The sequence below is a fragment of the Chitinophaga sp. SYP-B3965 genome, assembly GCF_009647655.1.
Taxonomy (GTDB): domain Bacteria; phylum Bacteroidota; class Bacteroidia; order Chitinophagales; family Chitinophagaceae; genus Chitinophaga.
In genome coordinates, this window is sequence record NZ_WJFD01000001.1 from 590258 (window position 1) to 612966 (window position 22709).

General features: G+C 44.2%; 19 protein-coding genes. 11 read left to right on the top strand and 8 right to left on the bottom strand.

Annotated features, from left to right (window positions below; translation table 11 throughout):
* Nucleotides 1-68 precede the first annotated feature (68 nt).
* Nucleotides 69-3029, top strand: a complete 2961-nt coding sequence (locus tag GFS24_RS02260) for a two-component regulator propeller domain-containing protein (protein ID WP_173002943.1) — start codon at nucleotides 69-71, stop codon at nucleotides 3027-3029.
* Nucleotides 3026-3775, top strand: a complete 750-nt coding sequence (locus tag GFS24_RS02265; protein WP_153657950.1) for a LytTR family DNA-binding domain-containing protein — start codon at nucleotides 3026-3028, stop codon at nucleotides 3773-3775. The genes GFS24_RS02260 and GFS24_RS02265 overlap by 4 nt, the downstream gene beginning before the upstream one ends.
* A 1-nt stretch (nucleotide 3776) precedes the next feature.
* Here GFS24_RS02265 and GFS24_RS02270 read toward each other — a convergent pair whose 3' ends face one another.
* On the bottom strand, nucleotides 3777-4574 hold the full coding sequence (locus tag GFS24_RS02270) for a hypothetical protein (protein WP_153657951.1): 798 nt from the start codon (nucleotides 4572-4574) through the stop codon (nucleotides 3777-3779).
* A 236-nt stretch (nucleotides 4575-4810) separates the two neighbouring features.
* On the opposite strand from GFS24_RS02270, the gene GFS24_RS02275 reads away from it, so the two are divergent.
* Nucleotides 4811-6679, top strand: coding sequence for an FG-GAP-like repeat-containing protein (locus GFS24_RS02275; RefSeq protein WP_153657952.1), 1869 nt, complete (start codon nucleotides 4811-4813; stop codon nucleotides 6677-6679).
* A 37-nt stretch (nucleotides 6680-6716) separates the two neighbouring features.
* On the opposite strand, the gene GFS24_RS02280 is transcribed toward GFS24_RS02275, so the two are convergent.
* Both GFS24_RS02280 and GFS24_RS02285 read right to left on the bottom strand, forming a co-directional pair.
* Entirely contained in the window at nucleotides 6717-7007 is a 291-nt protein-coding gene (locus GFS24_RS02280) for a hypothetical protein (protein ID WP_153657953.1), read from the bottom strand.
* A 28-nt stretch (nucleotides 7008-7035) separates the two neighbouring features.
* Nucleotides 7036-8460 carry a TlpA disulfide reductase family protein gene (locus tag GFS24_RS02285; protein ID WP_153657954.1) on the bottom strand — a complete coding sequence of 475 codons (1425 nt, stop codon included), beginning with the start codon at nucleotides 8458-8460 and terminating at the stop codon, nucleotides 7036-7038.
* 67 nt (nucleotides 8461-8527) lie between these two features.
* Between GFS24_RS02285 and GFS24_RS02290 the strand changes: the two genes are divergently transcribed.
* Nucleotides 8528-9508, top strand: a complete 981-nt coding sequence (locus tag GFS24_RS02290; protein ID WP_153657955.1) for an NAD(P)-dependent alcohol dehydrogenase — start codon at nucleotides 8528-8530, stop codon at nucleotides 9506-9508.
* Nucleotides 9509-9511: 3 nt separating this feature from the next.
* A complete protein-coding gene (locus GFS24_RS02295) occupies nucleotides 9512-9928 on the top strand; it encodes a VOC family protein (RefSeq protein ID WP_153657956.1) in 417 nt (138 codons plus the stop codon).
* 56 nt (nucleotides 9929-9984) lie between these two features.
* Here GFS24_RS02295 and GFS24_RS02300 read toward each other — a convergent pair whose 3' ends face one another.
* Entirely contained in the window at nucleotides 9985-12546 is a 2562-nt protein-coding gene (locus GFS24_RS02300; protein WP_153657957.1) for a TonB-dependent receptor, read from the bottom strand.
* A gap of 185 nt (nucleotides 12547-12731) precedes the next feature.
* Nucleotides 12732-13430: a porin family protein gene (locus tag GFS24_RS02305; RefSeq protein WP_153657958.1), complete on the bottom strand. Its 699-nt coding sequence runs from the start codon at nucleotides 13428-13430 to the stop codon at nucleotides 12732-12734.
* A 119-nt stretch (nucleotides 13431-13549) separates the two neighbouring features.
* Here GFS24_RS02305 and GFS24_RS02310 point away from each other — a divergent pair, with 119 nt between their 5' ends.
* Nucleotides 13550-14914: a sulfatase gene (locus GFS24_RS02310; RefSeq protein ID WP_153657959.1), complete on the top strand. Its 1365-nt coding sequence runs from the start codon at nucleotides 13550-13552 to the stop codon at nucleotides 14912-14914.
* 52 nt (nucleotides 14915-14966) lie between these two features.
* Here GFS24_RS02310 and GFS24_RS02315 read toward each other — a convergent pair whose 3' ends face one another.
* Entirely contained in the window at nucleotides 14967-16835 is a 1869-nt protein-coding gene (locus GFS24_RS02315) for a DUF3472 domain-containing protein (protein WP_153657960.1), read from the bottom strand.
* Between the two features lie 207 nt (nucleotides 16836-17042).
* Here GFS24_RS02315 and GFS24_RS02320 point away from each other — a divergent pair, with 207 nt between their 5' ends.
* The 3 genes from GFS24_RS02320 to GFS24_RS02330 are packed head-to-tail and all read left to right on the top strand — an operon-like array spanning nucleotide 17043 to nucleotide 19041.
* Nucleotides 17043-17669, top strand: a complete 627-nt coding sequence (locus GFS24_RS02320; RefSeq protein ID WP_153657961.1) for a hypothetical protein — start codon at nucleotides 17043-17045, stop codon at nucleotides 17667-17669.
* Between the two features lie 56 nt (nucleotides 17670-17725).
* Entirely contained in the window at nucleotides 17726-18493 is a 768-nt protein-coding gene (locus GFS24_RS02325) for a hypothetical protein (RefSeq protein WP_216647343.1), read from the top strand.
* Between the two features lie 50 nt (nucleotides 18494-18543).
* The gene (locus GFS24_RS02330; protein WP_153657962.1) at nucleotides 18544-19041 is read left to right on the top strand and encodes a hypothetical protein; all 498 of its coding nucleotides are present in this window, start codon (nucleotides 18544-18546) and stop codon (nucleotides 19039-19041) included.
* Nucleotides 19042-19055: 14 nt separating this feature from the next.
* On the opposite strand, the gene GFS24_RS02335 is transcribed toward GFS24_RS02330, so the two are convergent.
* A complete protein-coding gene (locus GFS24_RS02335; RefSeq protein WP_153657963.1) occupies nucleotides 19056-19418 on the bottom strand; it encodes a helix-turn-helix domain-containing protein in 363 nt (120 codons plus the stop codon).
* 189 nt (nucleotides 19419-19607) lie between these two features.
* On the opposite strand from GFS24_RS02335, the gene GFS24_RS02340 reads away from it, so the two are divergent.
* Nucleotides 19608-20738 (top strand): alkene reductase, encoded by a 1131-nt coding sequence (locus GFS24_RS02340; protein ID WP_153657964.1) that lies wholly within the window; start codon nucleotides 19608-19610, stop codon nucleotides 20736-20738.
* Between the two features lie 61 nt (nucleotides 20739-20799).
* On the opposite strand, the gene GFS24_RS02345 is transcribed toward GFS24_RS02340, so the two are convergent.
* A complete protein-coding gene (locus GFS24_RS02345) occupies nucleotides 20800-21366 on the bottom strand; it encodes a hypothetical protein (protein ID WP_153657965.1) in 567 nt (188 codons plus the stop codon).
* 84 nt (nucleotides 21367-21450) lie between these two features.
* On the opposite strand from GFS24_RS02345, the gene GFS24_RS02350 reads away from it, so the two are divergent.
* Nucleotides 21451-22698, top strand: a complete 1248-nt coding sequence (locus GFS24_RS02350; RefSeq protein ID WP_153657966.1) for a hypothetical protein — start codon at nucleotides 21451-21453, stop codon at nucleotides 22696-22698.
* Nucleotides 22699-22709: the final 11 nt, after the last annotated feature.

Below are 22709 nucleotides of genomic sequence, written 5' to 3' on the forward strand. Positions count from 1 at the left end.
ATGAGCAAACGGTTTGTTATACTGAGGGAAAGGCGGGGCGGATGGGCTATTTTATTATACTTTTGAAAATGAATGTTTTATTACTGACAGGGATACTGCAGCTCTCATTCATCGGCGCTGCAGCCCAGGCTGGTTATCAGTTTGAAAACTTAACGGAAGCTCATGGCTTATCTGACAACCGCATTACCTGTTTCCTGAAAGATAGCACAGGGTTTATGTGGATAGGAACAGAGAACGGACTGAACCGTTTTGATGGTCATTCCTTTGTCGTGTATAAACACGGTTTGTCTAACCCATTCATCAATGACATAGAACAAGATGCCGGAGGACGGCTGTGGGTGGCTACGCAAAACGGCCTGAATGTAATAACGCCGGGAAAGGACAGCAATATCGTTTTCATGCCGCAAACAGGCAACAGTATACCCAGCGATCTGATCTGGGATACTTATATTGATAAGTACAACAGGGTATGGATAGCTGCAGATGTAAAGGACCTTTGTTACTATGATATCAGCAGGCAGGAATTTGTGTTACTGCCCTGGAAAAAATACATCGCTGATCAATTCCCTCACCGCAATAAGAAGTACAACAGCATACGCAAGATCTATTACAAATCTGATAACGAATTATGGCTGGGTACCTCTGCGGGCCTGTTCAGTTATACGATCTCAACTGGCGTATTCACTTATCACAAGAGTTATGAGGCAGACCATTTCATTCAATTAGAAACATACGGTAACCTTTTTTACTTTATTCAAAACCCTGTGAATGTCCTGCAGATTAGTACAAGAAAAGATATTCCCTGGAGTGCCATTCCATCTACCCTGCAAGGCGTCTATCAGTCTGCCGACGCTCAACATGAACGCTGGTTGCCTGCCGGGAAAGATGTAGTGCAGGTAAATGTCTCAACAGGAGAAACCATGCTGATCAAACACCGGCCGGATGATCCCTACTCATTGCCGGATGGCATTGTACGTACCATTTACCGGGAACCTTCAGGGCTTGTTTGGGTAGGTACCAGTAAAGGCATCGGTAAGTTTAATCCTGCCATGAACCTCTTCCCGTTCACGGAGATATTACCTGCTTTCAAAAGAGATCCTTCCCCGGAGAATGATCTCTACAGAATAGATCATGCCATTCATACCGTGTTTCATAGCAAGGGAGAATACTACATCAGCTCTCCGGTTACAAACAGTTTGCTGATAAGGGACAGCAGCTCCGGGAAAACCCGCCGTATCACGCATATACAGGGCATTCCGCTGGATCATTGTTCTGTGATCTTTGAAGATAGTAAGAAAGTATTATGGATCCTGGCAGGTACACATGCTTTCTGTTATGACCGTAATACCCGTCAGTTTAGTGTATCTCCTTTTCGTGCACAAACAAAGAATCTTTTATTTACGGATATGGCAGAAGACGGGGACGGCAATCTCTGGTTCGCCTGTTTTAATGACGGGCTTTATTGCTATGATGTAAAAACGCAGCGCAGCCGGAAGTTCTCACCGGCAGACCGCTTCAGTTCTACCTTACCTACTTCCCTGTATTTTGATAAAGCAGCGAATAAACTCTGGATAGGTACTTTTGAAAGAAGCCTGTATGCTTATGACTTTTCAAGTAAGCAAATGAAACATTCCGGCATAGAAGCTGCCCTGATCAATGATATTACCAAAGATAAAAAGGGGGCGATCTGGTTAGCTACCTATGCAGGCGGGATTGTACGTTTCGCGGATACGGTTACCCGGATCACTACGCGGGAAGGGTTACCGGAGAACAATATCTATTCCATACAAACAGACCTGGACGGGAACATCTGGGCCAGCAGTTTCAAAGGCCTCACGTTGATCAGCCCGGAAGGTAAGGTCATAGAGAATTTCAATCGCGTAAAGGGACTGAACTTCTCCGATCTTTACAGCCCCCTTACGCTTACGCAAACAGGTGAAATCTTAACAGGCGCAGATAATGGGTTCATCCGCTTTCATCCGGACAGCCTGCAGTATGTATCATCTGCCTTCCCGGTAGTTATTACTTCCACAACCCCTTATACAGATAATGAAGCAACGTTTGATTTTGCGGCGCTGTCTTATCTTAATCCTTCTCTCACCCGTTATGAATACAAGATGGAAGGGGTAGACAAGGATTGGGTATCCGCAGGATACATGCATACTACGAAGTATAATAACCTGGCACCGGGATCTTATGCTTTTAAAGTAAGAGCGATAGACTTCACCGGTAAACTTTCTGCTAATGAGGCCAGCAGCTCCTTTCGCATTCCTGCTCCCTGGTGGCAGACGGGGTGGTTCCGTATCCTTGCGGTTTTACTGGTTGTCGGGATCGTGTTCTTCCTGTTCAGGCGGAGGATCCATACTATTAAAAGCAAAGCACTGATCCGCCAGCAAATGGCTGAATTAAAAGGGCAGGCACTGCGCGCGCAGATGAATCCGCATTTCATTTTCAATTGCTTGAATGCCATCCAGGAACTGATCATCACAGAAGATTATACTGCTTCCTATAAATACCTTTCGAAGTTTTCGAAATTACTCCGGATGGTATTGAACATGTCTGAAAAGAACATGATACCGCTTAGCAGTGAAATAGAAATGTGCCAGCTGTATCTTGAGCTGGAATCCCTTCGTTTCAAAAATTCATTCCAGTATACCATCAAAGCAGATGAACGGATAGATACAGATAGTACCCTCTTTCCCTCTTTGCTGGTACAGCCGTTCATTGAAAATGCCATATGGCATGGTTTGCTGCAAAAAGAAGGAGAGAAGCGATTAAGTATTATTTTTGAAGAGGAACATGGCAGGCTGATTTGCCTGGTAAAAGATAACGGGATAGGCAGGGAAAGGGCTATTGCGATCAAGGCGCAAAAGATAGGCGCTATGTACGTTGATCCCAAAGGGATAGCACTGGCCAGGCAAAGGATTGAAAATCTGCAGGCCGCCTTTCTGGAAATAATTGATTGTAAAGAACCTACAGGTACCATTGTGCGCATCGTTATTGCATCCCCCGAAAACACAGAGATATGATAAGAATATTGATCGTGGACGATGAACCTTCTGCCGGCAATATCCTTCATTTGCTGATAGAGAAACATATCGCCGGTCAGAAAGAGATCAGGATCTGCCAGTCACCGGAAGTGGCGAGGGATATTATACCCGTATTCAAACCCAGCCTGCTGATGCTGGATATTGAAATGCCGCATATGAACGGTTTCGATCTGCTGAACCGGATCGGCCAGTGGGATTTTGATGTGATCTTCACCACCGCTTACGATAAATATGCCATCAAAGCTATTCGTTTCAGTGCCCTGGATTACCTGTTGAAACCCATCGATATTCCCGATCTGCAAAATGCCATCAACCGCCATATCGTACGGCAGAACGCACAACCCAGGGAACAGGGCCGGTTGGTGGATAACCTGATCAGCAACCTGCAGCAAAAGGACACGGCTTCTTTCAAACTGGCCCTGAGCACCATGGATGGCGTTTTCTTTTATGACCCTGCGGATATCCTGAAGTGTGAAGGAGATGATAACTATACACACTTTTATTTCATCCATCATAAACCCCTCATCGTATCCCGCACCCTGAAGGATTTTGAAGAGATCCTCACGGACCATGGTTTTATGCGTGTGCACAAATCTTACCTCGTAAATATGCACTACGTGGAGAAGCTGGATAAGGAAGGCCTCTTATGGCTGAGTGACGGGAGTAATGCAGCGGTATCCCGCCGGAGAAGGAAAGATGTATTGGATGTGTTATCCCGGAAGTGAATTAGTTTACTTTTTCAAAATAGAATTCATCGATATAACATCTCCTGAAAGTCTCATTGTCTTCATTCACCATGCTGCAGGGGATGCTAACATTGGGCCGCCAAAGCGGCTGTTGCGCGCGGTCGCAAAGACCATCTGACCAGTTGTTGGTGGTAGTTAACTTCCAGGTACGGCCCCAGTTATGAAATACATGTTCCCGCCTGTTATTGATCAGTTTGTAATTACCACTGACAGTTTTGTTCAGGTCAAAGATGGCGGAGAATTCTGACTCATGGCCGGGATGGTTGTTCTCACCGTAACCCGGAGGATAGATGAGCGGTTCGCCAATACCTATGAGGTTACTTGGAAATTCATCAATCGGTACACGGTGGAGGTCCTGGTTAACGCCTGCATCGTCCACAGGGTTTTCATAACCCATTTCCGGCCGCACCATACCCAGGAAATAATAAGATACGCCATCGGGAAAGATCTTGTAGATCCGGTAGCCGAGCAGGCCATAGTCCTCCGGTTTTTTGTTCGGGTCAAATGCCAGGTATTGGTACACCGGTTGTAAGTGCCATACAAAATCTTCTGCCTGTTTCATGTCCTCCAGGTCCTCCTTCTTCATGGACCTGAATCCCACTAATTCAAAATTGGAAAAAACGCCCAATGCAAAAGCGATGCTGTCCGCTCCGCACTTAACGTATTGCGTGCGGAAGATATAACGGCCTTCTGCAAGCCTTGCCGTGGAATCTGCAGGTGGGGGTGGATTACCTTTTTTGCATGACAGGAGTATAAGTACGAATAGCAGCTTTTTCATGGGGTGAAACTAGAGAAAGCCGGAAAGCGCGAAAAGAAGCAAGGAGCCAATGGTGCTTCCCACTGAGATAATGGTAAAGCGCTGAGGGAATGGTGGTTATGTTAGATGGGAGTGTTAATAAATGTTTATCCTTATGTTAAATACTCTTTCTTTTTATTAAAATAAATTACATTAGAACTTTAAAAACCTTATTTAATTAAACCCTTCGCCTCCCTATCAACTTAAAATAAACCACAATGAAACCAAACTATCACCACGTTACCTCCTGCCTCCTGGCAGTAACCTTCTGTTTTGCCGGTTGTATGAAGAAAGAGTTGCCGCGGGAATCCGCTGCCACCCTTTCCCCTGTATCTGTAGCAGCAGGCATCAATGCATTAGCGCCGCTGAACGAGATCAAGGTCATGTCATTTAACATCCGGAAAACCGATCCGGCAGATGCTTTTTCGCAGGAAGAACGGAAAAGCTACATCCTCCAGGTGATCCTTAACAATGACGTAGACATCTTCGGTATCCAGGAGCTGGCAGACAATGCCATGGAAACCTATTTCAACACCCAAATGGCTGCCGCAGGTTATGGCGTGTACAATGCCGGGCTGGCCAATGGTTCTCCCAAATCCATCTGGTACAAGAATTCCCGGTTCACCCGCACCAATGCCGGCTGGTTCACCATGCATACCCCGGATTACCGCAGCGGTAAATGGGTGATCCTGCAGGACAAACTGAACACATCCAACAGCTATTTTGTAGTGAACAGTCACTGGACGACTGTTAGTTCAGCAGAAAGGACCATGAATGCAGATAGTGTGCTCCTGGCCATTAATACCAACAACACACAGGACCTTCCCGTGATCTGTATGGGCGACTTCAACGGCCAGCCGGGCACCACAGAGATCAACAGGATAAAGAATTCCAGTGGCCTCAATATGGTGGATGCACTTTTTGAAGGCGATGGCGGTCTTACCTTTCATGGCTGGGATGCCACCGGCAACAGCAAGCTGGATTATATCATGAGTACGAGGGATCTGGGTTTCACCAGTTCCAGCGTTATTACCACCAGCTTCACCGTGGGTGGCCAAACCTTATGGCCTTCTGACCACTGGCCGGTAGTAGCATCTTATGTACCAGCTGTATTTGGCGGAGCACATGCAGATGTAAATGGTAAAAGCGCCAGTTCAAGTACCTTCTTCTATTTTGCGGATGTGAACGGAGATGGTAAAAAAGATAAGATCTATTGGAACCGCACCTACGACAGTGGCAGGCCGCAGGTATTCCTGTCCAATGGCAACGGTACTTTCCAGTCGCCCGCCGTGGTGCATACCGCAGGCGCTTCCACCCTGGCCACTACAAAGTATCATTATGCGGATGTGAACGGAGATGGAAAAGCTGATCAGATCTTATGGGACCCAACTCTGAACAGCGGGCATACACGCGTTTATTTAGCCACCACGAATGGCAACTTCAGTGCAACAGTAGTAGATAATCCGGAAGGTACCAGCGCAGGTGCTACCACCGTATATCATTTTGCGGATGTGAATGGGGATGGGAAAGCAGATAAGATCTATTGGAATTCCACCTTCGATGCAGGGCATACAAGGGTTTATTTAGCCACTTCAGGCGGTAGCTTTGGTGGTGTTGTGTCAGGCGCAGAAGGAGCCAGTACCACGGCCGGTACGCTGTTCTATTATGCAGATGTAAATGGGGATGGGAAAGCTGATAAAATACTCTGGCACCCTACGCTAAACTCCGGTAAAACGATGGTGTATCTATCTGATGGTGATGGTAATTTTACAGCGTCTTCCACCTTCAGTAATTCCGGTGCTACCAGTGGTGTTGCATCTACAGTGTTCTATTTTTCAGATGTGAATGGCGATGGAAGGGCGGATAAGATCTATTGGAATCCCGGCAATTACTTAGGCGAACCAAAAGTTTATTACTCCGAAACAACAAATGCATTTGTTGGCCCTATCTACTCTTTAAGAGGTACCTCTCAGAGTGCTGATACGAAGTTCTATTTTTCCGATATCAGTGGCGATGGGAAAGCGGATCAGGTGCGTTGGAATTTTGGAGAGTATACAGGGGAGTTGAGGAATTATTTTGCTAATTAAATAAAGCAGGGCAGGTCAGACAATTGTTTGGCCTGCTTTATTCTTTGTTTTTATCCTTTTGTTCAGATTTCCAGATAAGCAGATCGATCCCTGTTAGCCCTGAAGGATGGGTTGTTGCTGCTGGCTTTTCCGTTTTAACCGTTTCCTTTTTGGGTTTAGTATCATCACTTGAAGGACTATCATCCTTCGCCGGCCGGGTATTTTCCCAGTAATTGGAGAGGAAATTTAATGCTTTCTGCGGGGTGTCTATCTTTTCTTCCTCCTTCAGTAATTCCATGATCCTCAGATCAAATCGTACTGAAATGGGTTTGTTCTTTTCTTTTGCCATACTTGTAAAGGTATGGAAATCATAGTGGTTACCTGCCTGTTATTTTAATAGCCTCTTCAATCTGTTTTGTGAGCTCAGCAGGTGAGTTGGATGGCGCTGCTGAAAAGATCCTTCCCTTGCCGTCTATCAGGCAGCTGGTGGGATATCCGGATACTTTATAAGCCTTAATAACAGGATGCTCTTCTGCCTTATTTTCTGTATAAACATGCTGGCCTTTAATAGGACGTTTTTGCAGGGATGTTTTCCATGTATCCTTTTTGTCTATCGAAATACATAGAAAAACCACCTGCTCATTTTGGGAGAAATGTTCTTTTACCGGTTGCAGTGTTTTAAACAATGCATGACAGGGACCACAGGCTTCATACCAGAAGTCGAGGTAAATAGTTTTCCCTTTAAAAGAAGAAAGCGTTACTTTTTTCCCGCTTTCATCTTCCAGTATAAAATCCGGGGCATTCATGCCCTTTTTGAAAGCAGTGCTGTTCGCGTAATATTGGAGGATATACTTTTTGTAGATACTGTCTTTTGCATTCGTGTAAGTCTGGCTGATGAGTGCTTCAATATCTTCAGATTGATTCAGCTTGCTGATATCAAATTCAAGGAACATCGTTAGCACAGGCGTTTTTAAATGCGGGGGTAAATAAGTGCTGATGTATTTGTATTTCTGTGGAAGGTCATTGGCAGATCTTCCGGTTAGTACACGTGTATCAAAATCCATCAGTAACATAGTGTACACTGCATTAATGTAGATGGGAGAATAAGCAGGATGGTCCTCAAATTTCAATAGCTGCTGTATTTCTTTTTTTGCGTTATCCGTTAACTCATCTTTCCGTTTTTCCAGTGTTTCATAAGTACTTTCGTGATAGATCATGCCCACACTCCTGTACTTATTGATCATAATGGTTCCGTTAACGTCCATATTTAACAGGGCAAAAGCTTCCTTTGACATAAAGGGCTTTATGCTATCTAATTTCTTCAGGAAATAATGGCCGGTACTGTCCAGGAAATTAAAAAGATGATCAAACGGATATTTGTTCCCTTTTGCGAGGGGCACCTGTTCTTTCAGCTTGTTGTATAGCTGGGATCTAATGAATGAATTGATAAAAGAAAACCTTTCCTTCCCTTTTCCGCCGAATGCTAAAGAGGTAGGGAAATTAGCAGCGTCGTAAGAAATGATACAGCTATCCCCTGGTTCACTGAAACCGTTAATGTAGTTGACCCCATCCGTCATATAAAGGGAAGCAGGACTGGTAATATTTAATTCCGCTTTAAAGCTGCCGTTTAAGACGGGTACCAGGTGAGTGATCCGGGTGAGTGCCGTTTCCTGCAAATAGATCTTGATCGTGTCGTCTTTTTCGTTCTTAATATGACCGGTAATGACCGTGCGGGTCTGTCCATACCCGGACAGGAGGGAGCCGAGTGTAAGGCATAGGGGGAGTATGTGCTTTGCTGGCATAAGCGAGGGTTTTAAAGGGATGAAGCCTTTTAAATTTACAGTTTTTTTTGTCTATTTTAGATAAACTATGAAAGCTATTATCTGCACAAAATATGGATCCCCGGAAGTGCTTCAGCTAAGAGAAGTAGAAAAGCCCGTACCCAAAGACAATGAGATACTTATAAAAGTATTTGCCACAACAGTAACAGCTGCAGACTTCAGGATACGCAGCTTCACTGTTCCTGCTTCCTTCTGGCTTCCGGCGAAACTGGCGCTCGGTTTTTCAAAACCTAAAAAGGATATCCTGGGAGTAGAGTTAGCCGGAGAAATTGAATCTGTTGGAAAGGATGTAACGCTTTTTAAAAAAGGGGATGCCGTTTTCGCTGCTACCCTGAAAGGTTTTGGTGCTTATGCGGAGTATAAATGTTTGCCGGAAGATGATCAGATCGCTATAAAGCCTATCAATATTACTTATGAAGAAGCGGCCGCTATACCCATTGGTGCCCGCACCGCACTTCATTATCTTAGGGCTGGAAATATCAGGAGCGGCCAGAAAGTGCTCGTTTATGGCGCTTCCGGAAGCGTAGGTACCTATGCTGTGCAACTTGCTAAATACTTTGGCGCCGAAGTTACCGGGGTATGCAGCACTGCCAATCTTGAGCTGGTGAGGTCTCTTGGTGCAGATAAGGTAATTGATTATACAGAAAGAGATTATACACAGAAGCTGGAGATGTATGATATGGTTTTTTTAGCAGTGGATAAACTGCCATTTTCTGTCTGTAACAAATGCCTGGCTGAGGAAGGTGTGTATGTAAATGTAACTGGGCCATTTGGAAATTTCCAAACGTTCTGGGCTTCCATAACAAGTAAAAAGAAAATAATAATAGGAGGTAATCCTCCTGAGCCGGCAGAAGATCTCATCTTCCTGAAAGGCCTGGTGGAAGCAGGTAAACTAAAACCTGTTATCGACAGGGGGTATACATTAGAACAGATCGTAGAAGCACATAGATATGTGGATAAGGGGCATAAGAAAGGGAATGTAGTTATAACAGTCGCAAAAAACGATTAGCTTATGCATACGGAACCAAATGTTAAGCAGGCCGTTCCATTTTTCTGGGTGGCAGATATGGATACTTCGCTTCACTTTTACACAAACCGGCTTGGCTTTGAGCTGATCAAAAAGTGGGAGCCAAATGGCAGGATAGCATGGTGCTGGCTTCAGCTGGGAAGCGCGTCCTTAATGCTCCAGGAACATATGAAAACAGCGTTTCAGGAGAGCAAAAAGGGCACAGGCGTTTCTGTTTGTTTTATATGTAAGGATGCGCTTGCTTTATACCATGCGTTCAGATCAAAAGAAATAGAAGTGAATGAGCCTTTTGTAGGGAATGGAGCATGGGTAATTATGGTAACAGATCCAGATGGGTTTTCATTACTTTTTGAAAGTGAGACGGATGTGCCTGAGGAAACGAAGTATACGGACTGGGTATAAACTTAAGAGCCCTTCAAATCTAATGATCTGAAGGGCTCTTTTTTGTATTGATATTTTTAATTAGCTGGACTGAAATTATATCGGAGCGTTACTCCATAAGTCCTGGGATCACCGAGTACAGCTGCATACTGGCCAGCGTTTCCGGCTGCTACCAGCAATTGTTCAAAGTAATCCTTGTTCAGCAGGTTACGCCCCCATACGAATATAGATACACCCTTGGCTGCACGGAATCCCAGCCTGCCATTAGCCAGCACATAACCATCAATATTCAGGTAAGGTGAAGGGGAGGGGCTGGAAGAAAATTCAGAACGATAATAACCATCCAGTGCCACGAAGAACCGTCCTCCCTGGCCAAGGAACTTACCACCGGTAGAAGCTTCTCCGCCCAGGGTGGCTGTCCATTTGGAAATACCCGGCAGCCTGCCGCCGGAAATATCTTTAAATGCATTGGCGGCACCGGTTTCCTCTAATGGTACCGGGGCATTCTTAAAGGATTTGTATTTACCATCAGTATATGCTACTGCGCCGAAAAGCGAGAAGTGATTGTTGAACCGAACGTTACCATCTAATTCCGCTCCGCGCACCTGCACTTTTTCTGCATTGGCGAGGTAACCACGGTTTACACCAAGTTCTGCCGTTTGCACCTGTGTTTGAAAATCCTTTATATCCGTGTTGTAAATAGCGAGGTTTAAGGTAGTGGCAGCAGACGGTGTTGTTTTGACACCTACTTCATAATGCTGTACATATTCCGGTTTCACCTCCGCCAGTTCCAGCATAGGTTTACCGCTGGCAGTAGGAAGCCCGCCAAGATTAAGACCTACCGGTTTATAATTGGTAGAATAGGTAGCGTAGGTATTGATGTTGTTATTGGCTTTGAAAGAAACGGTTAACTGACCGGTAAGGTTGGTATTATCCGTTTGAACGTTAAATGCCTGGTCCGTATACACGATAGCTTTTAATGCCAGTAATGCAGGGTCTGTGGTTTGCAGGCCACCATATGTCTGGCGGTTGAAGTCTACTTTCTTATCATCGTAGTTATAACGTAAACCGGGTAAAACGTGCAGTTTTTCGGTGATGGCCCAGTCCAGTTGGCCAAACACGGCAGCACTGAGGGTTTTTAGCCGGGAAGTGGTTTTGATGCCAAAGCCTTCCAGTAAACCGGGCGTTTTCCATAGCTCGCTGGTGGTGCTTTGAGAAAAGCGCCATTGTGCAGCACCGGATTCTTCAATATGCTGGGGAGCCGTTTTAAGGTCCTGCCCAATAACGAATACACCGATCACACCGCTTAGTTTAGAATTGAAATTACCGGCGTAGCGTACTTCCTGTGAATATTGTTTGTGTTTGGAGGTAGCCTGTGATAAGGTCAACACCGGCAGCCCTGTAAAATCCCTGTCGTTAGAAGGGTCCCAGTTCCAATAACGGTATGCGGAAGTTGCGGTAAGTGTACCGTTGCCGATCTTCGCATCCACGTTCAGTGAAACGCCGCCCTGATCATTGCCTGAGCGCCAGGTGGTATTATTATCTACCTGCCGGTCGAAAGGATTACGGCTGGGCAATTGGTAATTGAGGTCTGCAATGATATTATCAAATTGCCTGTAGGCAGGGCGTTTTGTTACCACCACACCTGCTACTACCTGTGCATAACCTTCAGGGCGCTGCTGTGATGCATCAGCGGTGAATGTCAGGCTCACGTTTTCGCTGGCGGTATACAGTAACTGCAACCGTCCGCCAAGGTTATTGATATCGTTTATATATTTCTGAGAGTACACATTCCAGATGGTACCATCCCGCTGGGTACCGGAAAAGGCAATTTTACCTGCCAGTTTGCTGGTAATAGCACCGTTGATGGAGCCTTTGGCCTGTATGTAGCCATAGTTGCCATAACTTACTTCCGCAGTAGCGCTGGGGGAAAAGGATGGTTTGCGTGTGGTGATATTGAGTGCACCTGCAGTGGTGTTCTTGCCGAACAGGGTCCCCTGTGGCCCGCGCAGCACTTCTATCTGCTCTACATCCACAAAATCAAAGGTAGTGGCAGCAGGGCGTGCGTAATAAACACCGTCCAGGTAAAAGCCTACACCTGGGTCAATACCGTCGTTGGTAAGCCCGAAGGTACTCCCAAGGCCGCGGATATTGAGGGTGGTATTGCGGGGATTGGAGGAATAGAGCTGTACGGTAGGTATCAGTTCCTTCACCCTGTTCACGTTAAAGGCGCCGGACTCTTCAATGGTGGCGCCACGCACTACAGAAATGGCAATAGGTACATTCTGGATCTTTTCATTGCGGCGGCGCGCTGTAACATTTACTTCGTTAAGCAGGCGGTTATCTATGGTAAGAATGATCTCCAGTGAATTCTGATTTTGCTCAGTTACCTCCACTTCACGGGTGGCAAATCCAATAGAGGAAACAGCCAGGGAAATGGGGAACGGGGCATAGGTCTGCAGGCTGAATTGCCCTTTGTTGTTTGCAATGGCATGATTAGTAGAGCCTTTTAAGCTAATAGTGGCACCAGGGATGGGGGATCCTTTTTCCCCCTTTACAACACCCGAAATTATCTTTTGGGCAATGGCCGGGTTGACCAGGAGGGTGATAAAAAACAGTAACGATAGAACCTTTTTCATGATGGCTGTTATATTGGTTGAGTATTATAAGTATATATAGTCTACAGGATTGGTAGACAAATATAATACAGGAATATGATTTTTTACTTTTTTTTTGAAAGGGGTCTGGAACAGTAGAGATTCCATGGCACTAAAAAGCCCTTCAAACCATTGATTTGAACGGCTTTTTATCTGGAATGAAGTATTTATTTTTCGTTATTGAATAAATAACCGATGCTTATACCCCAGCTTCTGCTTTTCTGCGAAAGGTTTGATTCCGGTTCTACGTCCGTCATCCCCAGGTTGTAATTTCCACTGATCAGTATCCCTGTATTGAACTCATATCCCAGCGTAAAACTAACGCCCGCATTAAAAGGTCGTAAGTATTGCCTGTTTGTGATAGCCGTATTATAATCCCCTTGCTTATCAAGGAAAACCACTGTTCTTTCCGGGGAGTCATATGCCTCATATTCCGCTTTCACTCTGCCGCTAATTCCATATGAAAGGAAGGGACCTGCACCCGCAAAGAGCTTACCAGGACCAAGGGAGTATTTGTACAGGAAATTGGCCGGCAGTTCCAGATAATGATAGCGGGTCTTTATGGAGGCATCCGTCGGTCCGTCCGCAGGGCCAGGAACAACGCCAGCCGCATCGTATCCCCGGAGTGTATATAAGAGGCCGGGTTGGAAGGAGAAATGCTCTCCCCAGGCCACATCTGCTATTACACCAGCGTGAAAGCCGGATACTTTGCTATAATTAAGGCTCCTTAAGAAATAGGTATAATAGTCATCCGTTTTTATTTTAACACCGGTAAGATCATAACCAGCCTTTAATCCAAATCTAACCTGGGCATTTGCAGCAAACACATTCAGCAGGAAGACCGCGAGGACAAACATTTTTTTCATGAGAGGGATAATTTTAATATTCCCTACAACGGTAATAGATATGGGAAGTTACAGGCACAATGATTAGTTAACATTGGCGATTTTTTTTATTAGTTTTATCTTGTAATGATCACTACTTTATGAAAACATTTCCGTTATTACTGATAATGCTGTTACTAAGTTCTTCAGCAACCTGCCCGGCCACGGCACCTGCAAAGCCGAATATCATATTTATACTTACGGATGATATGGGTTTTGGTGATATTGGTTGTTTTGGCGGAGAATTCATACCCACTCCTAATATCGACAGGTTAGCTCAAAGCGGTCTTATGCTCACGCAGTATTACAGCGCGGCTCCTATCTGTTCTCCCTCACGGGCAGGCTTCCTCACGGGCATGTATCCTGCAAGATGGAATTTCTCCACATACCTGGATAACCGTAAGCATAACAGGAATGCACAACAAGCAGATTTCCTCGATCCCGGTGCACCCTCTATCGCACGTTTTTTTAAGGATGCAGGTTATGCGACGGGGCATTTTGGCAAATGGCATATGGGAGGCGGCCGCGATGTAACTGATGCGCCAGGTTTTGAAAAGTATGGATTCGATGAACACATTAGTACGTATGAAAGTCCCGATCCCGATCCCCTTATTACAGCAACCAACTGGATCTGGTCGGATAAGGACAGCATCAGGCGCTGGAACAGGACAAAATATTTTGTAGATAAAACGCTGGATTTTCTGGAGCGACATAAAGGGCAGCCTTGTTATATAAATCTCTGGCCCGATGATGTACATACCCCATGGGTACCGAACCCGGATGATAGTTATAATGGCGCATTCCCACGAAACAAGGAAGAGGAAACCGCCTTTAAACTGGTATTAAAGGAATATGACAAACAGATCGGCCGTTTGCTGGACGGGCTCAAAGAAAAAGGATTGGATGAAAACACCATCGTCATCTTTACCAGCGACAACGGGCCATTACCGAATTTTCGTTCAAGCCGTTCCGGTGGTATGCGTGGTTCAAAATTGTCGCTGTATGAAGGTGGGGTGCGCATGCCATATATCATCAGCTGGCCCGGGCATATTAAAGCCGGTGCGGTCAATCAAACATCAGAAGTAGTATCTATAGATCTGCTGCCATCACTGGCTAAAATGGCAGGCGTTCGTTTACCCGGCAGTTATAAGGGAGATGGCAAGGATCGCAGCGGAGTGTTTCTGGGTAAAGCTTCGTCCCGCAACCTGGATATGTATTGGGAATATGGACGTAATAACATCGCATTTAGCTATCCCAAAATGCCAAACAAAAGCCCAAGCCTGGCCATACGTTCCGGCAACTGGAAGTTCCTGATGAATAGCGATGGCACGGATATGGAACTGTATGATATTGTAAAGGATAAAAATGAAAAAACGAACCTCGCGGGTAAGCATCTTAAGGAGGTAAAAGTTTTGAAAGAAAAGCTGGGTAACTGGTGGGTATCTTTGCCCAGGTTACCAGAATGATAAAACCCGGACAAAGTGGAGAGCGGTCCACTTTGTCCGATTCTAAAGATGATCACTGCTTAATAAACCTCACCTGCCTGCCTTCAAAGTGAACAATATACATTCCCGCGGTAAGACTGGATATATCCACCTGTACTTTCCCTGATAAGTCTCCCTTTACTGCTTTCACCAGTGCTCCATTTATATTAAACACTTTGAGCTCCTTTCCTTTAGCCGGCAGATCTACATACACAAAAGAGGATGCAGGATTGGGAGAAACCTTCAGGACCGTTGCTTCTTCTGAAAGAGAAGGTTTGGCGTAAGAAAGTGTTTGCATCAATGCGGGTACCCCCTGATCTTCCAGTACCCAGCGCTGGTTGGGTGTACCTGTAGCACCGTTAGCAGCATAGAGTATCATTTTTGTACCGTCTGTTGTACTGCTGCCGGGGTTGTCTATGATATTCCCGCTGCTCATGGCGGTACGGATAAGGTAGGAACCTGATCCTGCAGATACCAGTTGCCATTGCTGGTTGAGGCTGCTGGTAACCGTGTACTGGATGATCTGTACGCCAGCCGTCTGGTCGCTGTTGGCAATGTCTATTGCTTTGTTACTGTTGCGGTTTACCAGTACATAGTTGCTTCCCTGCGCCACCAGTTTCCATTGCAGGTTGTTGCTGGTGCTGCTCGTGTACTGGGCAATGTAGGCAAGATTGGCGGTGCTGCTATTCTCTATGCCTAGATACTTTCCGCTATGAACGTTTTTGATCTTATACCAGTTGCCGGATATGCCACCGGAGCCTGCGGTGAATGTTACGGTTTTGGCCGCGGATACACCTCCGAATATATCCGTGATGATAACACGGGCAGTGTAAGTGCCGGCTGATAATGTGCCGGAGATCACTGCACTGCGCTTTTGTGGCAGTACTTCTGTTGAAGAGCTTACTACGGTGTTAGAAGAGTTCAGTATCTCAACCGTAGAAGAAAACTGCGGGCTTTTGGTATTATTGTTTGTCCAGTTAACCGTTACGGCGCCTGCGCTGTAAGATGCGCTTACGGTGCTTACTTCACCAACGGTAACTGTAGGTGTAGCGGGCTGATTAGTCTGATCGGGCAGGGTAAGTGTACGGCCACCGTTGAAAGCAGCGCTGGGTGTTACATTACCGCCATGTTCCATGAAATAGGCATCTTCTCCGCTGTCGAATCCGGCATTGAAAGCCAGATCATAAATGCCATTCCGGTTTGCATCGTTGGCATTACAACTGAAATAGCGGCTGCTGGATCTTTGCCATACGCCGGCATCTGTCCGGTTCCAGCAATCTTTGAAATAGGCTTTACGCACGAACCTTCCGTCGAAACGGGGATCGCTGCCATGCCAGTTTTCCAGGAAAGCACCTGAGCCTGCACCTAAAAAGGTAGTGCGCGTTGGAATGGCAAGCGTTGATGTGTGAAACCATTGATTGGTGCTGAGGTTCTGTACAAAGGTGCCGATGAACAGTTCTCCGTTCAGCTTCCAGGCCCTGATCACGAAATTGTACCAGGTGTTGAGCGTCCAGTTATAAGGATTGATGGTTTTAGCGCCATCACCCTCACCCCCAAAACGACTGTAAATAGTGCCCGCACCAAGGTAGGCCTGCCGCGCCAGGATACCTGCTGCTGTGTTTGGGTCCCACTGGGAGGCGATCAGGATCTTCGAAGAACCGGATGAACTGTCCGGCGTGTGTTGAAGACCGGCATAACCTCCCGTCCAGTTGAATACGGAAAAGTAAGAGGTGTAGGCAGTTTGCGTGATCTTTACTTTCATCATTTTTAATGATGCATCACCGGGAAAACTGAATACAAGATGTTGAGAAGGAGCAGCATTGCTGCTTTGGGCTTTGACTGATGGCGCCGCATACAGGCAGCACAACGTCATTGCCAGGAAGAGTAGCAAATAGGAACGCATTGGGTTGAATTTGGTAGGTAAACAAATACACGAGTAGCTTATCACACGTACTTTGAATTTAATATTTTCCGTTGCTTACGGTATTATGCGCAGCTTTAATATGACATTTGTGTGTCAAGCATGGTGTTTTCAGGGAAGGGTTTTTTATATAATTGGGTGACAAAGCAAATCTTTCATAAGTTTAGTGTGAAAAACTATACCCTATTTATGAAGAAAAGTCGGGCTATCTGGATACTTACCCCTTTGTTCGGCACATTTGTTTATATATCCCTTTACTGCATTGCTGCGTTTTTATATCCGGGTGGTAATCAATTGGATAAAAATGCGAAAGGGTTTAGCTGGACTCAAAACTACTGGTGTAATCTATTGAATGAGCACGCCATGAATGGGCAGTTGAATACAGCAAGGCCCGTTGCCCTGATGGCCATGTTTGTACTTTGCATAACACTGGCTGCTTTTTGGTATATATTTCCCCGGCAAGTGGATTTTAGCAGGAGCTGGAGAATTGCTATACAGCTTTCAGGAGTAATAGCCATGCTGGTTGGACTATTCATTTTTACCAATCTGCATGACAGCATTATAAATATTGCGGGTGTTTGCGCATTGCTGGCTGTGACAGGCACGTTTATCGGCATTTATAAATTACGATGGAGAGATCTTTTTGTAATGGGCATTTTCAATATCATATTGATTGCATTAAACAATATTCTATATTATGGTGATGATCTAAAGATGTATTTGCCGATAGTTCAAAAAATAACCTTTCTGTTTTTTTTGCTATGGATCTGTTTGATTGACATCAGGTTGTTTTTTTTCAGGTATGAAAGACGGTAGTGCTAAATGGACCTGGTTTCTTTCTATCTTTAATGCACTCAAATGGAAACGGGTTTATGAATAAAGAAAATGTACAGATACCCAATGATGTTCAGGATAGAAGTTCAGTTGCCTGGCAAAAGCTCTGTGACTACATAGATAGATTGGCAGAGACGAATGCGGAAGAATTTTCACCAGGAGAAGAATTGGGGCCGGAGTTATTTGCACAGATTTATACTTTGCCTGAAAGTATAGCTAAATTGAAGCATGTAAAGAAAATCTGGCTTTATGGAAGTAGTTTGAAAAGAATACCTCCGGAAATTGGGGAAATGACCGCGCTGGAATATTTTGACCCATACACCTCTTATGATCTGCATTGGTTTCCATATGAGATAACTAATTGCAAAAATCTAAAGGACAGCCGGGTAAGTACACGTACGCTATATGGAAACTACAAAAACCGGATGGGGTTTCCAGATCTGAATACTAATCCTGTCCGATATTCAGATGAGAAGGTCCGTTGTAGTATTTGCAGGAGTGAAATAGCGTATGCTAATGCTAATCAATTATGGATCTCTTTATGGGTTGGAACTGATATCTTACCATTGTTAGTTAATTCATGCTCAAAAGAGTGTAAGGATAAGTTACCCCAACCACCTGATAATTATGTCACCTTTCCTCATAAGGGCGGCTCAACATTGCAGCAACCAACGATGGATGAATGGGAGTATTGGAAGCAGAATGGTGAAGTCGTTGATCTTGAAGAGACAGATCCTCCTGAGAGTGAAAAGGTGATTCCAGGACATCATCTAATAAAGCTGATAAGAAAAATATGGGATAGATAGGTTTATCGTATCCTACAGACAATCTGAACGGAATAGAAATTATAAGGACCATGTTATCTTACAAAGAATTTACAAATCGCTTTGGCGCAAGCTTGCTCGAACAGGAATTCAGGGCTTTCCTGACTAATACTTTTACAGATATAACGGAATACAACATTTTGGAAAGCGATTATATGATCTCTGAAGAAATGGGTTTTGAGATAGGTTTTACGAACAAAGGTGCAGTGTATGATGAAGATGCCAATGTTATTTTTGAAAAAGGAGATCCGATCTTTTCTCATTTTATAGTTTATCCAAAATCTTTAAAGCTAATTGGTAGTCTTCCCTTTGATACGAATTTCACAGATAAACGAAATGAAGTTATTGCAAAGGCGGGTGATCCGATAAAGACAAATGAAGGCTTTTCAGGCCTTTTAAAGAAGCGTTTCCTGGTGGACAGTTATAAATTGGGTAACATTATCGTAACGTATGATTACCACCCTGAAGAACAGACAATTAACTTTATTCAGGCTCGGGAAAATAACCTGGTAGAACATCTCAGGCTGTGAATAAAATAATCTGCTTAAGGCATGGGAGTCTTATCCTCTGTAAACGCTCTTCCCCAGTTAGCCAATGCATCAAAAACAGTTTGTAGTGACTCTCCCAGGGTTGTTAACCGGTATTCAACCCGCGGAGGTACCTCCGCATATACAATGCGGGTTATAATTCCATCCTGTTCCATCTCACGCAACTGAGCAGTTAATGTTTTTTCTGATATATCTCCCAGTTCGGTATTAATGAGGCCGTACCTTACGGATTGTCCTTTTCTCAAGAGATCATATATCCTGAGTTTCCATTTTCCGCTAATAGTGACAAGCGCTGTTTCAACTGCGCAGGCATCGGGATTAGCCACCCAATCGGATCGTTGTGTTCTGTTATATGCCAATTTTTATCGAGTTCAATTCAGGCACAAAATTAAGCCAGAAAACTATCATTCTTATGTCATAAATCAATTTCCCCCATTCGATAAGTAATTGAAAGTGAACAATACAAACCTTGATTACAGTATACTTACGCTCACGTAAGTTATTGTAAATGAGATAAATGTGGCGGTACTTTGCCCCCAAAAAAGAAAATGACCTTATTCGAATCAAACAAACTGGGATCTCATCAAATAGCAAATCGCGTGGTAATGGCGCCAATGACAAGAACACGTACTTCAGCTGGTGATACACCCAACGCCCTGATGGCGAAGTATTACGGGCAGCGTGCCAGTGCCGGGTTAATAATCTCAGAAGTAACAGAAATAGCGCCACACGGCAAAGGGTATCTGTGGATGCCCGGTATTTACACAGATGCTCAGCTGGCAGGATGGCAACGGGTGACAAACGAAGTGCATCGCAATAACGGTAAGATCTTCATGCAGCTCTTTCATGTAGGACGAATGTCCCATACTTCCATGATGCCAGAAGGACAGGCGCCATGGGGCGTTACGGATGAACAGGCAATTGGATCTGACGTGTTTGCGCATGATGCCGAAGGTAAGCTAACATTTGTACGTGCCAGTAAACCAAGGCAGCTCAGAACAGACGAACTGCCTGCTTTATTAAACGATTTTAAAACCGCTTTTAGCAATGTCAGGAAAGCAGGATTCGACGGACTGGAAATTCACGGTGCAAACGGGTATCTGTTTGAGCAGTTCATGAACGCAACACTCAATACCCGCAATGATCAATATGGTGGTCAAACACTGGAAGACCGCACCCGTTTCCTGTTGGAGGTTATTGATGCAGCCATAGCGGAGTTAGGCGCCGGAAGTGTAGGAGTGAGGCTCTCTCCATTCGGGCATTACAATAGTATGCCGCATGATCCGCTTGGAGAAGAAACTTTTTTTTACCTGTGTGAGGAGTTAAACCGGCGGGGTATTGCCTACATTCACCTGCTTTACGAATTAATGCCAGACGGAAACATGCAGGAGGCCAACTTCAATGAGCAGCGTCACCTACCAGACGAATTTGTCAAAAGAACACGAAACATTTTCACCGGCGCCATCATCTGGTGTGGCAGCTTTGACAAAGCGTCAGCGCAGGCGGCATTAGCTACCGGCTGGGTAGATCTGATAGCCTTCGGCAGACCCTTTATAGGCAATCCCGATCTTGTTGCCCGTTTTAAGAACGACTGGCCATTAACTATAGCCGACCGCTCCGCCTATTACACCAGGAACGGAGAAACAGGATACACGGACTTCCCAAATTTTAAGATATAACACTTCCAAAGAAAAAAGCCTGTCTCATAAATACCTGAGGCAGACTTTTCTTTTTTAGTTATTAACGGTGGCAGTCGTTTGACTCGAATTGATCGGCTGCGGCGCCCCCCCAGGTATTGTAAGCATCTTTTTTTAATTGGGCAATAATATCTGTGACACCATCAGGTATTGGCCAGAAGTATATTTCAAAACCAGGTTTATCCAAACCCATGCCGGGAACTTCATACAGGTACATTGGCATAGTTATAACATCACCCTTATCCAGTGATTTCCTGAACTTGTACAATGGCGATGTTTTTCCATCCATGTTATCTTTGAACCGGATGCGTGTGAGGTATACCATCGACTTGCTTTCGCATTTTACCTCATAGGAACCGTTGTCCATAAAATCGATAATATCAACCACTTTGAGCGTTACAGTGTCTAGTTTCTTTTCGCAGACTAGTTTTCTCGCCTGCCACAAAACACTATCATGGCGTGGTTTGTATTTATCGTAGTCTGTTTGGGTAGCCCTGTAATTAGTATAAGCCTGTTCCATACCTAATAGCTGCAATTGAAAGGCTGACTCTTTTTTAGGCTGACAGCTGGCTAAAGCACATACAATCAACGGGATAATGATTTTTTTCATAGGATATCTTTGCCTTAAAATTAAACAGCCTTATTTACAATTCAAAACATATTACTTATATTGGTGAAACGAGCCCTGAACCATATGAGATTAATAGCAACATTTACTTTTTTCCTTTTGTCAACAGTTTCTTTTGCTCAGACAAAGGCCTTATCTACCCTTCCATCTTATGACTGTAGTCTGAAAAAAATAATGGCGATCATTGGCCGGCAAACAATTATTACATCCCCGGATAATAGTATAGGGTTAGATGCCATTCTTGCCGATTATTGCAGCACATTTGGAAATAACTGTATTCGGAAAAAGGAGTCAGCATTGACCGATAGTGACTATGCAAAGGATATTTTAATGGTTGGCATTTTGAGTGATTTTAAGAAGTGGACGCAACTGAAAACATCCATTACCCGCATTGCCAATGGTTTTATAATTAACAACAAAATATTTAAAGATAGATCTGATGGGTTTGTTTATGTGGATACCAATAGGATAATTATTGGCGGAAACAGTCTTAAGGCTGTTAAAGACGCACAATTGGCGCTTACAGGCGGGCACGACATTGTAATTGTACAAAATGGAAAAATAACCTGGTTCGGCAATAAAAAAGATAACACTCATTTCAATTGGTTTAACCTTCAGGGGCTAAAGGAGAGTAACTACTACAAAAAGAGTTCTGAATTATTTTCTGCCATTTTTATTTCAAAAACATTTAAGGATACAATAGACTATCCAAAACTGAATAAAGCATTAAAATCTTATACACAGCAGTTTTTAAGCATCTATAAACTGAAAATGCCTACAAAAAAGATCAGTTGGTTCCTTCATTCAAACATGAATGAGTATGGTACTATGTCGGGTATGTTTGGATTAACTTGTCCTGGAAATAATTCAGCAGGATTTAGTATTCGCGGGGAGATCCATACAAATGGGTTTGATACAGGATTAGTTAAACATGAATATTCACATTTTCTTTTCGACAATGCTATTCCTCAAGACAATAACCCTGCTTTTTTTGTAGAAGGTTGTGTTGAGTACGTCACAAATCTTAATGACAAAGATTTGTATAATAAGAGACTTAAGGTGGCAAGAAAATTCAGGGATACTTTAAATTATGCCGATCTGATAATAAATAACAGAGATTTTTATGGACAGTATTCCAGCGAAAATTATTCAATCTGCGGAGTGTTTGTAAAGTATATTATCGACAAATTTGGCGTTGAAGCATTCAAAGCATATTGTTTGGCAGATAACAGGAAAGTGAAGACAAAGGATATTTTTAAAATTGATTTTGACACACTTGTTGATAATTACAAGGTTTGGTTAGATATGCAATAAAACCGTTTTAT

Coding starts and splice junctions, on each gene's coding strand:
- GFS24_RS02295 (WP_153657956.1), top strand. CDS start 9,512: ATGCATACGGAACCAAATGTTAAGCAGGCCGTTCCATTTTTCTGGGTG.
- GFS24_RS02300 (WP_153657957.1), bottom strand. CDS start 12,546: ATGAAAAAGGTTCTATCGTTACTGTTTTTTATCACCCTCCTGGTCAAC.
- GFS24_RS02280 (WP_153657953.1), bottom strand. CDS start 7,007: ATGGCAAAAGAAAAGAACAAACCCATTTCAGTACGATTTGATCTGAGG.
- GFS24_RS02325 (WP_216647343.1), top strand. CDS start 17,726: ATGAATAAAGAAAATGTACAGATACCCAATGATGTTCAGGATAGAAGT.
- GFS24_RS02285 (WP_153657954.1), bottom strand. CDS start 8,460: ATGCCAGCAAAGCACATACTCCCCCTATGCCTTACACTCGGCTCCCTC.
- GFS24_RS02290 (WP_153657955.1), top strand. CDS start 8,528: ATGAAAGCTATTATCTGCACAAAATATGGATCCCCGGAAGTGCTTCAG.
- GFS24_RS02265 (WP_153657950.1), top strand. CDS start 3,026: ATGATAAGAATATTGATCGTGGACGATGAACCTTCTGCCGGCAATATC.
- GFS24_RS02345 (WP_153657965.1), bottom strand. CDS start 21,366: ATGAAAAAAATCATTATCCCGTTGATTGTATGTGCTTTAGCCAGCTGT.
- GFS24_RS02320 (WP_153657961.1), top strand. CDS start 17,043: ATGAAGAAAAGTCGGGCTATCTGGATACTTACCCCTTTGTTCGGCACA.
- GFS24_RS02260 (WP_173002943.1), top strand. CDS start 69: ATGAATGTTTTATTACTGACAGGGATACTGCAGCTCTCATTCATCGGC.
- GFS24_RS02305 (WP_153657958.1), bottom strand. CDS start 13,430: ATGAAAAAAATGTTTGTCCTCGCGGTCTTCCTGCTGAATGTGTTTGCT.
- GFS24_RS02330 (WP_153657962.1), top strand. CDS start 18,544: ATGTTATCTTACAAAGAATTTACAAATCGCTTTGGCGCAAGCTTGCTC.
- GFS24_RS02350 (WP_153657966.1), top strand. CDS start 21,451: ATGAGATTAATAGCAACATTTACTTTTTTCCTTTTGTCAACAGTTTCT.
- GFS24_RS02340 (WP_153657964.1), top strand. CDS start 19,608: ATGACCTTATTCGAATCAAACAAACTGGGATCTCATCAAATAGCAAAT.
- GFS24_RS02310 (WP_153657959.1), top strand. CDS start 13,550: ATGAAAACATTTCCGTTATTACTGATAATGCTGTTACTAAGTTCTTCA.
- GFS24_RS02270 (WP_153657951.1), bottom strand. CDS start 4,574: ATGAAAAAGCTGCTATTCGTACTTATACTCCTGTCATGCAAAAAAGGT.
- GFS24_RS02275 (WP_153657952.1), top strand. CDS start 4,811: ATGAAACCAAACTATCACCACGTTACCTCCTGCCTCCTGGCAGTAACC.
- GFS24_RS02315 (WP_153657960.1), bottom strand. CDS start 16,835: ATGCGTTCCTATTTGCTACTCTTCCTGGCAATGACGTTGTGCTGCCTG.